Raw genomic sequence first — 12,023 nt, forward strand, 5'->3', positions numbered from 1 at the left:
AATGCGGGGAAGGGTCGAGCGACTAGAAGTCGTAGTCGTCGATGTTGTCCTTGTTGAACACCGTCGGCGGGCCGACGATCACGATGCCGCCGTCCTCGATGGTGCGCTCGCCGAGATCGCCGGCGGTGAACTTGTCGCCGACCGCCCCGGTGATGGTGCCGTCGACCAGGGCCTTGGCCGCGTAGGCAGCGACCTCGCCGAGCTGTGCCGGGTCCCAGAGCGCGAACTCGCTCACGGTGCCGTCCTTGACGAAGGAGCGCATCTCGTTGGGCAGGCCCAGCCCGGTCAGCGCGACCTTGCCCTTGTACTGGCTGGTGGACAGGTAGCGTGCCGTGGCCGCGATGCCCACGGTGGTCGGGGAGATGATGCCCTTGAGGTTCGGGTGGGCCTGCATCAGGCCCTGGGCCTCCTGGAAGGACTTGGCATCGTCGTCGTCGCCGTAGACCTTGGCGACCAGCTTGATGTCCTTGTAGTCGGGGTTGGACTTCAGTTCCTCCTCCATGAACTTGATCCACTCGTTCTGGTTGGTGGCGTTCGCGGTGGCCGAGAGGATCGCGATCTCGCCCGCCCCGCCGATCTGCTCGGAGATCAGCTTGGTCTGGATCAGCGCCACGTCCTTGGCCACGACCTGGGAGATGAACACGTCGCGGCACTCGGGATTGGTGTCCGAGTCGAAGGCGACGATCTTGGCCCCGGCGGTGCGGGCCTCGTCCAGGGCCGAGCAGACGGCGTCGGGGTCGTTGGCGGCGATCACGATCGCGTTGGTGCCGGCCTGGGTCTCGGCGTTGATGAAGGTGACCTGGGACGAGGCCGAGGCCTCCAGCGGGCCCACCACGTTGGCGGTGGCGAAGCCGGCCGCCGTGGCAGCGGTCTTGCCGCCGCCCAGGACCACGTCGGTGTAGGGGTTGTTCAACTGCTTGGGGATGAAGGTGATGGTGGCATCGGTCTTGGCCGACCCGCTCGCCCCCTCGGATCCTGCCGGGGTGGTGCCGCCCCCGGCGCAGGCACTCAGGGCCAGGGCCGCGGCGGCGAGCGTCGCGGTGAGGGCGCCGACTCGTTTGGTGTGTGTGGTGCGTGGGATGGACATTGCGGGTTTTCCTTCCTCGGTGGCGGGTGGCCCGCCGGGTGTGGGATGGTGCGGTGTTCCAGCGCGGTGCGGTGCGGTGGGGTGCGCGGGTGCTTAGCCGGGTTCGGCCCCCTGGTCCCGGGCCAGGTGCCGGCGCAGCCTCTGGCTGTGCCGCCAGCGGCCCACGGCCGCGGAGACCGACGGGGCGATGACCGAGGCGATGAGCAGCAGCCCGGTCACCGTCACCAGCACGACGTCCGAGACGCGGCCCAGGCGCAGCGCGTAGTTCAGCGAGCCGATCAGCAGCACCCCGGCCAGCACGCCGGGGATCGAGCCCTTGCCGCCGAAGATCGAGACCCCGCCCAGCAGCACCGCGGCGATCACCGTCAGCTCCAGGCCCGAGGCGTTGTCGCTGCGGGCACTGGTGTAGCGCAGCGTCCAGAAGACCCCGGCCGCGGCGGAGACCAGCCCGGAGGCCACGTAGAGCCAGAACTTGGAATTGCCCACGTTGATGCCCACGAAGTGCGCGGCGTCCTTGGAATACCCCATGGCGTAGAGGCCGCGGCCGAAAGCGGTGTGGTGCAGCACCAGCCCGAAGACGAGCACGACGAACACCACCGGCAGGATCACCAGCGGGATGCCGCTGGTGCCCAGCTTGGCCGAGGCCAGCGCCGTGATCTCATTGGGAAAGTTGGCCACCGCATTGTCGCCGATGACCACCAGGGCCAGCCCGCGGAAGAGCGCCAGGGTGCCAATCGTCACCGCGAGCGAGGGCAGCCCCACGTAGGCGACGAGCACCCCGTTGAAGATCCCGGCCAGGAGCCCGGCGCCCAGCGCCAGAAAGATGGACACCCAGATCCCGGTGCCCGAGGCCCAGGCGACGCCGAGCACCGCGGAGGACAGCCCGGCGATGCTGGCCACGGACAAATCGATCTCCCCGGTGACGATGATCAGCGTCATCGGCATGGCGATCAGCAGCGTCGGGACCACGTCCAGCAACAGGAACCCGGTGGTGACCGGGGAGGCGAAGCGCGGGATCGACAGTGCCGCGTAGGCCAGGAAGGCCAACAGGATGTAGACCATGGTGGCGTCGCGCCCGGCGTACCAGCGCGGCCCGCGAACGGGCACCACGTCGGCGAGCGGGGCGGTGGTGTCCACTGCCACGGTGGCGTGCTCAGACATTGCGGCCCTCCCTTTCACGCAGGTGCTTGGCGTGGCGCAGCGAGGCCAGCCGGTCGATGAGGATGGCGGTGATGATCAGCACGCCGACGATGGCCTGCTGCCAGAACTTGTCCACGCGCAGCGCGGTGAGCGAGCTGGTGATGGTGTTGAGCAGGATCGCGCCGATGGCGGCGCCGATCACGGTGCCCGATCCGCCGAAGATCGCCACGCCGCCGACCACCGCTGCGGCGACCACGTCCAGTTCCAGGCCGCTGCCGGTGGTCGCGCCCACCGCGTTGAAGCGGCTGGCGTAGAGCACCCCGGCCAGCCCGGCCAACGCCCCGTTGACGAGGAACGCGGTGAAGACCCGGGTGGAGGTGTTGATGCCGAAGAGCCTGGCGGCCTCGGGGTCCGAGCCGATCGCGTAGAGGTCGCGCCCGGACCGTGCCCCGGCCAGGTACACGGCCAGCACGATCACGACGGCCAGCGCCAGCACGGTGATGATCGGCACGCCCAGCAGCGTGTCCACCGAGAGGTTCCCGAAGGCCTCGGGCCGGTCCCCGGCGAAGAATTGCCGCGGCCCGGCCCAGCCGTTGTTCACGCCGCGGAAGACGTAGAGCGTGCCCAGGGTGATGACCAGCGAGGGGACCTTCGCCCACACCGTCAGCAGCCCGTTGAGCGAGCCGAGCAGCGCGCCGAACCCGACGCCGACCAGCAGCACCAGCCAGATGGGCATGGTGGGGACGGCGGCGAAGATGCTGCCGGTGCCAAAGGCCACCAGGCCCAGGATGGACCCGACGGACAGGTCGATGTTGCGGGTGACGATGACCATGGTCTGCCCGGCGGCCAGCAGCATCATGATGGTCGCGTTGAGCATCAGGTCCTTCATCCCCTGCGGGGAGAGGAACAGCGGGTTGACCGCCGCGGTGACGATGACCAGGGCCACCAGGGCGACGGTGACCGGAAGTTCGCGCAGCCGCAGCAGCGCGCCGAGGCGCGAGGCGCCGGAGGGTCCGGGGCGGGTTTGCGTGGCCTGGGTGCTCATGTGGCTGCCTCCTTCGATCCGGTGGCGGCGTGCATGACGGATTCGGGGGTGGCCTCGGAGCGCTCGAGCGCCGCGGAGATGAGGCCCTCGTGCATGACCAGCACCCTGTCGGCCATGCCCAGGACCTCGGGCAGCTCGGAGGAGATCATCAGGATCGCCATGCCGTGCCCGGCCAGTTCGGCGATGAGCCGGTGCACCTCGGCCTTGGTGCCCACGTCGATGCCGCGGGTGGGCTCGTCGATGATCAGCACCTTCGGCTCGGTGGCCAGCCACTTGGCGAGCACAACCTTTTGCTGGTTCCCGCCCGAGAGCGTGGCGACGGCCTGGTCCATGGAGGAGATCTTGACCTGCAGGGTGCGGGCCCAGGTGGCGGCGGTGCGCTTTTCGGCGCGGAAGTCGATGAGCCCGAAGCGGGAGAAGCGGCGGCGCAGCGTCAGTGCGGTGTTCCTGGCGACCGACAGGTCCATGACCAGGCCCTGCTTGCGCCGGTCCTCGGGGACGAAGCCGATGCCCGCGGCGATGGCGGACTGCGGGTTCCCCGGGGCAAGTTCATGTCCGTTGACGCTCACGGTCCCGGAGGTGGATTTGTCGATGCCGAAGATGGCGCGGGCGACCTCGGTGCGCCCGGCTCCCACCAGCCCGGCCAGCGCCACGATCTCCCCGGCACGCACACAGAAGTCGATGTCCCGGAACACGCCCCTGCGTCCCAGGCCCGAGACCTGCAGGACGATGGGGCCGGGCTCGGCGTTGCGGGCGGGGAACAGGGCGTCCACGTCGCGGCCGACCATTTCGTGCACGATGGCCGCCACGCTGGTCTCGGTGGTGCGGTGGGTGGAGATGTAGCGGCCGTCGCGCATCACGGTGATGCGGTCGGCCAGGGCGAACACCTCGTCGAAGCGGTGGGAAATGAACAGGATCGCCGCTCCGGCATCGCGCAGGGCGCGGGCCACCTTGAACAGCCTCTCGACCTCCGCACCGGAGAGCGCCGCGGTGGGTTCGTCCATGACCAGCACCTTGGCGTCCAGCGAGATGGCCTTGGCGATCTCGATGAGCTGCTGGTCGGCGATGGACAGGCCCTCGGCGCGGCGGCCCGGGTTCATGGGCACCCCAAGCCGGGTGAAGAGCGAGGCCGCGTCGCGGCGCATTTGGGCGTGGTCGATGAGTCCGAGCCGGTTTTTGGGTTGGCGCCCGATGAAGATGTTCTCCGCCACGCTCAAGTCGGGGAAGAGCGTGGGCTCCTGGTAGATGACCGAGATCCCGGTGGCCTTGGAGTCGGCCACCGACCGGAACGCGCAGGGGGCTCCGTCCATGGTGAAGGTTCCGGCGTCCGGTGCGTGGACCCCGGCAAGGATCTTGACCAGGGTGGACTTCCCGGCCCCGTTTTCCCCGCAGAGCGCGAGGATCTCCCCGGCCCGCAACTCGATGGTGCCGTCGGCCAGGGCCACCACGGGCCCGAAGGTCTTCAGGGCACCGTGCACGGCCAGGAGCACGGGGCCCTGGGCGGCGGCGGATGCTTCCATGTTGTGGTTCACCTTTGCGGGTAGGTCCGGGGGCGGAGACGAACGAAGTGAATCGTTTCAATCCGGGTGTGGTCTAGATCATAAGCAGCAGTATCGATGCCCGTCAACCAGTAAATGAGGGATTTGGCAAAGTTTTTGATTCGTTTCAATTTCACGACTAGAGTGGCACCTGTCAACGCACCGAAATTCAACGGGAAGGCCCAGCGATGACTGTCAGCGTCAAGGACGTCGCCCAATTGGCCGGGGTTTCGGTCGGCACGGTCTCCAACGTGCTCAACCGCCCCGAGCGGGTCGCCCCGGCAACGCTGCAGCGGGTCAACGAGGCGATCACCAAGCTGGGCTTCGTGCGCAACGCCGCGGCCAGCCAGTTGCGTGCCGGGCTCAGCCGCAGCGTCGGGCTGGTCGTGCTGGATTCGGCCAACCCGTTCTTCACCGACCTGGCCCGAGGGGCCGAGGACCACGCCGCCTCCATGGGAATCAGCGTGCTGGTGGGCAACAGCGGCGAGGATCCGGCGCGCGAAGCGACCTACCTGGACCTCTTCGAGGAACAACGCGTGCGCGGGGTGATGCTCTCGCCGGTGGGGGACATCACCGCCCGGCTTGAACGCCTACGCGGCCGCGGGATTGCCGCGGTGCTCGTGGACCGGCACACCCGCAACACCGCCTTCTCCTCGGTGTCGGTCGACGACGTGGTCGGCGGGCAACTGGCGGCCGGGCACCTGGCCTCCCTGGGCCGGAAGGACATCGCCTTCGTGGGCGGACCCATGCACATCCGCCAGGTCGCCGACCGGCTCGAGGGCGCCCGGATGGCGTTGGCCGAGGCCGGGCTTCCGGAACCGCGCGTCATCGAGGTTCCCTCGATGACGCTGCTTTCCGGGCGCGAGGTGGGCCGGGAGCTGGCCCGGGCGCCGGAATCCGAGCGGCCCGATGCGATCTTTGCCGCCAACGACATGCTCGGCCTGGGGCTGATGCAGGGGCTGCTGATGGGGTCGGGCCTGCGGATCCCCGAGGACATCGCGCTGATCGGCTACGACGATATCGCCTTTGCCGAATCGGCCATGGTCCCGATGAGCTCAATCCGGCAGGACGCGGCCGACCTGGGGAGCCGGGCCATGGAGCTGCTGCTTGAGGAGGCCGCCTCCGGCGACGGGTACGAGCACCGCCAGGTGGTCACCGAGCCGACGCTGGTGGTTCGGGCTTCGACCCGTCCGGCGTAGCTACAGCGGACGGGCGGATGGATTCCCGGCGCGCAGCCAGCGCACCAGGCAGGAGAGCATCAGCACCGTGGTTCCGGCCCAGGCCGCAGCCGCGACCCACACCCCGACCTCGCCGACGCCCACCATCACCGCGACGGACTCGCCCCGGCCAAAGGCGATGGACGCGGCCGACATCATGCCCAGCGGGAAGACGATGGCCCACAGCCCGGTCTCGTAGCGCATCGGGTAGCGGCGCATCCCGTGGCGCCAGATCCCGAAGACCACCAGCAGCGGGATCCACCACATGCCCAGCGCCCACAGCATGTAGCTGGCGCCGGCGACGAACACCGCGGTGCGCACCATTACCGGGAAGTCGGCGGGCATGGCCAGCACCTTCGCACCGGCCAGCACCGTGATCGCGGTGGCTCCCATGAAGATCCAGTAGGTGGGGCTCAGGTTCTCCGGGCGGTTGGGCAGGGTCAGCAGCCGCAGGGTCACCAAGGTGCCCACCAGCAGGTAGAGCACCAACCCGATGCCCCAGGCGGCGACGGCAGCGGCCCCGGCCAGCTCGTTGTTGCCGCTGCGGGCGATCACCGCCAGGGCGTTGGCCATGGACTGGGTGGCGACCACCCAGAGGAACCAGCTGCCGTTGGCGTCCTGCAGGATCGGTGTGGAGCGTTCGCGCAGCAGCATCGAAGACGGGATCCCGTAGTTCAATCCCACCCAGAACACCCCGGCCACGATCGCCAGGGCCACCGCGGCGGCGGGGGTCCCGGCCATGTCGAAGCCCAGTCCCAGCACGTTGGCGCCGGCCACGATGGTGAAGAACCCGAAGGTCTTGGCCGGGTCGTTGAGGTCCTTGAGCAGGGGGCCCGGATGGGAGATTGCTCGCCAGGCCAGCGCCGCGGCGAGCAGTGCCCCGGCGGCCACCGCAATCCACAGCAGCGCCGAGGCTTCGGTTTCACGGCCCACCAGGGCCAGTGCGGCGGACAGGATGCCGGTGGCCATGACAAAGGAGAACGCCGCCGGCGGGAAGTCCTTGATGACCGCATCCAGCCGCCGGTGCGCGCGCCGCGGTTGGCCTTCCGGTGCGGGGGCGGGAGGTGGTGGGTTCATGGGCGGCACGTGGGCTCCTTCGGGCAAGACACCCTGCCAGATTATCGCGGACGCCCGCCCCTCAGGCGGCTAACCGCCGGCGACCGACTGCATGATCAACACGTCCTGCCCCTCGGACACGGTCGAATCCAGGCCCTGGAGCCTGCGAATGTTGTCCGGACCGACGAAGATGTTCACGTAGCGGCGCACCGCCCCGCGCTCGTCGCGCACCCGCCGGGCAAAGAGCGGGTAGCGCTCGCCGAGCGCATCCAGGATCGAACCCACGGTCCGGTCCTCGGGCAGCGGGACCTGCAGGCTGCGTTGGCCGTCCAGCGTGGAGGCGAGCACCGAGGGCACCTCGACCGTAATTGTCGTCATTGCCCCGCACCGTTGACCTGGGCTGCCCGGACGCTGAGCACATCGGGCAGGCGCTGGGCCACCGTGACGAAGTGCGCGCCCTCGTCGTTGCTGGCGAAGACCTCCCCGCCCCGGGTGCCGAAGTACACACCCACGGTTTCGGGGTGCTCGTCCACCGCCGCCGCGTCGCGCAACACCGCGTTCCAGTCCGCATCCGGCAACCCGGCGTGTTGTTCGCTCCAGGTGTCCCCGGCATTCGTGGAGTGGTAGACCGAGAGCCGTCCACCCACCGGATTGCGTTCCTCGGCGGCCTTCAGCGGGATGGTCCACACGGTGCCGCCCGTGCGGGGGTGTGACAGGAACACGAATCCGAAGTCGGCCGGAAGTCCATCGGCGATGCTGTTCCACTGGTCCCCGGCGTCGTCGGTGCGGTAGACCCCGCCGTGGTTTTGCGCATAGAGCCGGTCCGCGTCTTCGGCATCGGCGGTGATGTGGTGGACGCATTGGCCGAACTCAGGGAACGGCTCGGGGAAGAAATCTGCCTTGATGCCGTGGTTTCGTGGCTCCCACGAGGTGCCGCCGTCGGTGCTGCGGTACACCCCGCCGGTGCTCATGGCCGCGTGGATGACATTCTCGTCCGCCGCGTTGGGCGCGATGCTGTGCACCGCGGCCCCGCCGAAGCCGGCGCCCCATTCGCTGCGGTGCGGGTGGTCCCAGAGCCCTCGGTTGAGCTCGAAGTTCTCCCCGGAGTCGGTGGACTTGAAGACCGAGATCGGTTCGCATCCGGCCCACACCACCCCGGGGCGTTCGGCGGTGTCGGGGCGCAGGTGCCAGATCCGGGCCAGTGCGGTGTCGGTGTCGGCCGGGAACTTGATGGCGCCCTGCTCGGGTTCGGACCAGGTGGCGCCGGCGTCGTCGCTGTAGACGACGGTCGGTCCCCAGTGCCAGTCGTTGACCCCGGCCAGGATGCGGGTCCGGCCTTCCCGGGTGTCGATGGCGACGGAGGGGACCTCGAGGTTCAGGAAGTGGGGTCCGTTCAGCGTCCAGGTTTCACGGTCGGTGCTTTCGGCGAGCCAAAGGCCCTTCTTGGTGCCGATGGCCATGATGGTTCGTTGGTCGTTGTCCATGGCAAACAGTGCAACACCGCAGCGGGCTTGATTCAAGGCCTGGAGACCACCGCGTTTGGGCGAAATGTTTCACGGATTGATTCACCTGTGATTCGCGAGGGAAGCTACTTCCGAGAGGACGGCGCGTGACTCGCGTGTTTCCAAGCTGTCGGTGCCCGGTGGAAGAGTAGGGCTGAGCAAGGGATTCATGCTTCCGCCCGGGAGGTCATAATGGTCAAGCGGTATCGATACCGGCTCTACCCCGACGATGCGCAGCGCGGCCAGTTGGCCCGCACGTTCGGGTGCGCCCGGGTGGTCCACAACGATGTCGTTGCCGCCCGAGGCAGGCCCTTGCAGCCGGTGAAAAGGCGCCGTCGGTCTTTGACCTGATGAAGGCCATGGCCCGCTCCAAGCGGACCGAGGAACGGACCTGGCTGGGACAGGTCACCGATGTGGCCCTGCAGCAGGCCATGAGAGATGCCGATAGGGCGTACCAAAACTACTTCGCGTCGCTCAGGGGCAAACGCAAGGGCCGGAGAATAGGGGCACCCCGATTCAAGTCCCGAAAGGACCATCAGGACAGCTTCCGGATCACGGGTCGCTCGAACTTTGCAGTGCGACAGGTCTCGAAACAGCGTGGACAGGTGAAGCTGCCGAGGATTGGGTGGGTGCATTTCGCCCTTTCGCGTGCGCTGCCTGCGGATCCATCCTCACTCACCGTCATCCGCGAGCCCGACGGCCGCCACTACGTCAGCTTCGTTGTGGAAGCACCTGCGCGTATGGTCCCAGCACCTGTGCACCAGACCGCGGGCATCGACCTGGGGCTCAACCACCTGGCTGTGATCGCCCACGACGACGGGACCAGCAGCACGATCGAAAACCCGAGACACCTGAAGAAGAAACTGCGCATGCTCGCCACGGCCCAAAAGGAGCTGGCGCGCCGGGAGAAAGGATCCGCAAACCGAAAAAAGTCCAGGATCAAGGTGGCGAGGCTGCACCGGCAGGTCCGCGAAACCCGGCTGGACCACCACCACAAGCTGGCCAGGAAGGTCGTTGACGAAAACCAAGTCATCGGCCTCGAAACCCTGTCCATCGCCGGGATGGCCCGCACCCGGCTGGCCAAGTCCATCCACGATGCCGGGTGGGGGATCCTGGTCCGGCTCATCGAGGAGAAGGCGGCCGAGGCCGGGCGTACCGTGGCGCGTGCGGACCGGGCGTTCCCCTCCACCCGGATGTGCAGCGCGTGCGGTGCACTCGGGGAGAAGAAGCCCCTGAATGTGAGGTCCTGGTCGTGTGCGTGCGGGGCCACCCACGACCGGGACGTGAATGCGGCCATGAATTTGAGGAATGTCGCTGCCGGGCAGGCAGAGACGCAAAACGACTGTGGAGGTCCTACAAGTGCGGCACCCGTGCCGGCGGGGACCGGCGAAGCAGTAACCACCCCGGCCGCGGCGTAGGCCGCTGCCGGGGAATCCCCTTCCTTCAGGGAGGGGAAGATGTCAACAATGAGGACAGCGCCATCATGCTCGGCGAGGAAGACGGGTTCCGCGTCGAAGAAGAGCTGCGCCTGGCCGAGGGCGGGGAGCCATCGCCGAAGTTCGCCGGAGGACCCACCCGGGGCTCGGCTCCAAGCATCCAGATGTCCCACGCAGAACGCCTTCTGGCGGACAGCGGGGCGGCGGAACGCACGGAGTAGCGCCGACTCCTTGCAGCAAAAGCTATCCATGCAGTGGGCCGAGGCATTAGTGTCCGCTGCATGGATAGCTTTCTTAACGACGGCCCCGGCCTGGTTCTTGATGCCTATGCCTCCGCGGTGAATGGCAAGAACCTCACCGCCTTCACGGGCCTTTATGCCCAAGATGTCCATGTCTACGACGCGTGGGGAAAATTTGAATACGTGGGTGCCGAGGCCTGGCAGACGATGGCGGTCGACTGGTTCGGTTCCCTGGGCAACGAAACGGTCCGGGTGGATTTTGGCGATGTCCGGGTGCGTGCAGGGGAGAGCGTGGCGATGCTTTCTGCCGCGGCATCGTTTTCGGCCTTCTCTGCGGACGGCAGGAAGCTGCGCTCGTTGACCAACAGGATGACCATGGGACTGGCGCTACGCGATTCGAAGTGGCTGATCGTCCACGAGCATTCGTCGTTGCCGATCGACATGGAAACCGGCCAGGGGATCTTCGGGTCATAGGCCCCCTGTCGCACGAGGCGACCTGTTGCCCGGGACAGGTACTGCCTGGCCCCCGGGGAGCCTTTTCCGGGGCCCTTGTCTTCGGGGTCTTGCGTTGTTTCCCCTGCGGCGTGGGTGCGGTGCGGTGGATGGGGGCGCCGGTATGGAAAGCTGGATCAATGATGCCGCAGAACCCGGACAATGCCCGACGGCGGTTTGCCACCGCAGCCATGGCCGGCGTCGCCGTCTACGTCCTGGTCGACGTGGTGCTCCAGTTCCTGCCCCCGCACTACAGCGTGGTCAGTGACGCCGAAAGCAACCTGGCGGTGGGTCCGTTCGGGTGGATCATGAACCTGAATTTCCTCGGCCGGGCCGTCACCACCCTGTGTGCCATCGTTGCCATCAACCGGATCGACCAAGTCTCCGGGCTTCGACGGGCCGGGGTGCTCCTGATGGCCGCCGGGGGCCTGTGCTCGGCGGCACTGGCCTTTTTCCCGACCGACGTTGATGCCGGGTCCGGCCTGCATGCGGTGACGACGGCGGGCGCCGTGCATCTCTACGTGGCCGGCGCAGGATTCCTGGCTGCGCTGGCCGGCATTTTCGTGCTGACCCGCTGGATGCGCTCCGCCCCGGGGCTGGAGAAGGCCTACCCTGCGGCGTTGATTCTTGCGGCAGTTGCTGCCGTCGGGCTCGCATCGCTGGGACTGGCCGCCGCCGTTGGGCAGGATCTGCTGGGGCTCGCCGAGCGGGTCTGTCTCGCCGGAGTGCTCGGCTGGGTGCTGGTGGTGTGCTGGGCCATCAGGAGGTTGCCCCTGGGGACCTGGCCGGCACCCACGGTTCTTCCCGGAGAGGATCCCCTGTCTGCGGGGACGGTCGATCCCGGCCGGGGGAACTTCGGTTCCTAGGCCCCGCGCGGGCCGTACATGATCAACCCGACGCCGGCCAGGGCGATGGCGGCCCCGGCGATGTCCCAGCGATCCGGGCGGAAACCATCCAGGAGCACCGCCCAGAGCAGGGATCCGGCGATGAAGACCCCTCCGTAGGCCGCCAGGATGCGGCCGAAGTTGGCATCGGGCTGGAGCGTGGCGACGATTCCATACAGCCCCAGGGCAATCGCCCCGCCGCCGATCCAGAGCCAGCCGCGGTGCTCGCGGATGCCCTGCCAGATGAGCCAGGCGCCGCCGATTTCCAGCAGCGCGGCCACGCCGAAGAGCAAGATTGATTTCAACACGGTCATGCCGGCCATCCTTTCATCTTCTTCCACTGGGTGTTTGCCCCACGGAACGTGCCCGCCATTCGGTTCGCGGCCC

Annotated in this window: 14 protein-coding genes; 6 read left to right on the forward strand and 8 right to left on the reverse strand. The window is 68.0% G+C overall.

Annotation, left to right across the window (positions count from 1 at the left end):
- Positions 1-22 precede the first annotated feature (22 nt).
- The 4 genes from rhaS to J2T21_RS03340 all read right to left on the reverse strand — a co-directional run bounded on the left by rhaS (position 23) and on the right by J2T21_RS03340 (position 4,792).
- Positions 23-1,087, reverse strand: a complete 1,065-nt coding sequence (gene rhaS / locus J2T21_RS03325; RefSeq protein WP_307578473.1) for a rhamnose ABC transporter substrate-binding protein — start codon at positions 1,085-1,087, stop codon at positions 23-25.
- A 93-nt stretch (positions 1,088-1,180) separates the two neighbouring features.
- Positions 1,181-2,248 (reverse strand): ABC transporter permease, encoded by a 1,068-nt coding sequence (locus tag J2T21_RS03330; RefSeq protein WP_307578475.1) that lies wholly within the window; start codon positions 2,246-2,248, stop codon positions 1,181-1,183.
- The gene (locus J2T21_RS03335) at positions 2,241-3,272 is read right to left on the reverse strand and encodes an ABC transporter permease (protein WP_307578477.1); all 1,032 of its coding nucleotides are present in this window, start codon (positions 3,270-3,272) and stop codon (positions 2,241-2,243) included. The genes J2T21_RS03330 and J2T21_RS03335 overlap by 8 nt, the downstream gene beginning before the upstream one ends.
- On the reverse strand, positions 3,269-4,792 hold the full coding sequence (locus tag J2T21_RS03340; protein WP_307578479.1) for a sugar ABC transporter ATP-binding protein: 1,524 nt from the start codon (positions 4,790-4,792) through the stop codon (positions 3,269-3,271). The genes J2T21_RS03335 and J2T21_RS03340 overlap by 4 nt, the downstream gene beginning before the upstream one ends.
- Before the next feature lie 206 nt (positions 4,793-4,998).
- On the opposite strand from J2T21_RS03340, the gene J2T21_RS03345 reads away from it, so the two are divergent.
- Complete coding sequence (locus tag J2T21_RS03345) at positions 4,999-6,009, forward strand: LacI family DNA-binding transcriptional regulator (RefSeq protein WP_307578481.1); 1,011 nt, start codon at positions 4,999-5,001, stop codon at positions 6,007-6,009.
- Here J2T21_RS03345 and J2T21_RS03350 read toward each other — a convergent pair whose 3' ends face one another.
- The 3 genes from J2T21_RS03350 to J2T21_RS03360 all read right to left on the reverse strand — a co-directional run bounded on the left by J2T21_RS03350 (position 6,010) and on the right by J2T21_RS03360 (position 8,567).
- The gene (locus J2T21_RS03350) at positions 6,010-7,104 is read right to left on the reverse strand and encodes a tellurite resistance/C4-dicarboxylate transporter family protein (RefSeq protein WP_307578483.1); all 1,095 of its coding nucleotides are present in this window, start codon (positions 7,102-7,104) and stop codon (positions 6,010-6,012) included. It lies immediately after the preceding gene.
- A gap of 69 nt (positions 7,105-7,173) precedes the next feature.
- Positions 7,174-7,461, reverse strand: coding sequence for a MoaD/ThiS family protein (locus J2T21_RS03355; protein ID WP_307578485.1), 288 nt, complete (start codon positions 7,459-7,461; stop codon positions 7,174-7,176).
- The gene (locus J2T21_RS03360; protein WP_307578487.1) at positions 7,458-8,567 is read right to left on the reverse strand and encodes a WD40/YVTN/BNR-like repeat-containing protein; all 1,110 of its coding nucleotides are present in this window, start codon (positions 8,565-8,567) and stop codon (positions 7,458-7,460) included. Before J2T21_RS03360 ends, J2T21_RS03355 begins: the two co-directional genes overlap by 4 nt.
- Before the next feature lie 210 nt (positions 8,568-8,777).
- Here J2T21_RS03360 and J2T21_RS20825 point away from each other — a divergent pair, with 210 nt between their 5' ends.
- From J2T21_RS20825 to J2T21_RS03380, 5 genes are all read left to right on the forward strand, one after another.
- Positions 8,778-8,936 (forward strand): helix-turn-helix domain-containing protein, encoded by a 159-nt coding sequence (locus tag J2T21_RS20825; protein ID WP_373457885.1) that lies wholly within the window; start codon positions 8,778-8,780, stop codon positions 8,934-8,936.
- A gap of 8 nt (positions 8,937-8,944) precedes the next feature.
- Positions 8,945-10,003: an RNA-guided endonuclease InsQ/TnpB family protein gene (locus J2T21_RS03365; protein WP_307578489.1), complete on the forward strand. Its 1,059-nt coding sequence runs from the start codon at positions 8,945-8,947 to the stop codon at positions 10,001-10,003.
- Between the two features lie 65 nt (positions 10,004-10,068).
- Positions 10,069-10,242 carry a hypothetical protein gene (locus J2T21_RS03370; RefSeq protein ID WP_307578491.1) on the forward strand — a complete coding sequence of 58 codons (174 nt, stop codon included), beginning with the start codon at positions 10,069-10,071 and terminating at the stop codon, positions 10,240-10,242.
- A gap of 60 nt (positions 10,243-10,302) precedes the next feature.
- Positions 10,303-10,734, forward strand: coding sequence for a YybH family protein (locus J2T21_RS03375; protein WP_307578493.1), 432 nt, complete (start codon positions 10,303-10,305; stop codon positions 10,732-10,734).
- A gap of 158 nt (positions 10,735-10,892) precedes the next feature.
- On the forward strand, positions 10,893-11,618 hold the full coding sequence (locus J2T21_RS03380) for a DUF998 domain-containing protein (protein ID WP_307578495.1): 726 nt from the start codon (positions 10,893-10,895) through the stop codon (positions 11,616-11,618).
- On the opposite strand, the gene J2T21_RS03385 is transcribed toward J2T21_RS03380, so the two are convergent.
- Positions 11,615-11,950, reverse strand: coding sequence for a YnfA family protein (locus J2T21_RS03385; protein WP_307578497.1), 336 nt, complete (start codon positions 11,948-11,950; stop codon positions 11,615-11,617). The genes J2T21_RS03380 and J2T21_RS03385 overlap by 4 nt on opposite strands.
- Positions 11,951-12,023: the final 73 nt, after the last annotated feature.

It is taken from the genome of Paeniglutamicibacter psychrophenolicus (genome assembly GCF_030812255.1).
GTDB lineage: Bacteria > Actinomycetota > Actinomycetes > Actinomycetales > Micrococcaceae > Paeniglutamicibacter > Paeniglutamicibacter psychrophenolicus_A.

Coding starts and splice junctions, on each gene's coding strand:
- J2T21_RS03385 (WP_307578497.1), bottom strand. CDS start 11,950: ATGACCGTGTTGAAATCAATCTTGCTCTTCGGCGTGGCCGCGCTGCTG.
- J2T21_RS03350 (WP_307578483.1), bottom strand. CDS start 7,104: ATGAACCCACCACCTCCCGCCCCCGCACCGGAAGGCCAACCGCGGCGC.
- J2T21_RS03370 (WP_307578491.1), top strand. CDS start 10,069: ATGCTCGGCGAGGAAGACGGGTTCCGCGTCGAAGAAGAGCTGCGCCTG.
- J2T21_RS03340 (WP_307578479.1), bottom strand. CDS start 4,792: ATGGAAGCATCCGCCGCCGCCCAGGGCCCCGTGCTCCTGGCCGTGCAC.
- J2T21_RS03375 (WP_307578493.1), top strand. CDS start 10,303: ATGGATAGCTTTCTTAACGACGGCCCCGGCCTGGTTCTTGATGCCTAT.
- J2T21_RS20825 (WP_373457885.1), top strand. CDS start 8,778: ATGGTCAAGCGGTATCGATACCGGCTCTACCCCGACGATGCGCAGCGC.
- J2T21_RS03365 (WP_307578489.1), top strand. CDS start 8,945: ATGGCCCGCTCCAAGCGGACCGAGGAACGGACCTGGCTGGGACAGGTC.
- J2T21_RS03355 (WP_307578485.1), bottom strand. CDS start 7,461: ATGACGACAATTACGGTCGAGGTGCCCTCGGTGCTCGCCTCCACGCTG.
- J2T21_RS03345 (WP_307578481.1), top strand. CDS start 4,999: ATGACTGTCAGCGTCAAGGACGTCGCCCAATTGGCCGGGGTTTCGGTC.
- J2T21_RS03335 (WP_307578477.1), bottom strand. CDS start 3,272: ATGAGCACCCAGGCCACGCAAACCCGCCCCGGACCCTCCGGCGCCTCG.
- J2T21_RS03380 (WP_307578495.1), top strand. CDS start 10,893: ATGATGCCGCAGAACCCGGACAATGCCCGACGGCGGTTTGCCACCGCA.
- J2T21_RS03360 (WP_307578487.1), bottom strand. CDS start 8,567: ATGGACAACGACCAACGAACCATCATGGCCATCGGCACCAAGAAGGGC.
- rhaS (WP_307578473.1), bottom strand. CDS start 1,087: ATGTCCATCCCACGCACCACACACACCAAACGAGTCGGCGCCCTCACC.
- J2T21_RS03330 (WP_307578475.1), bottom strand. CDS start 2,248: ATGTCTGAGCACGCCACCGTGGCAGTGGACACCACCGCCCCGCTCGCC.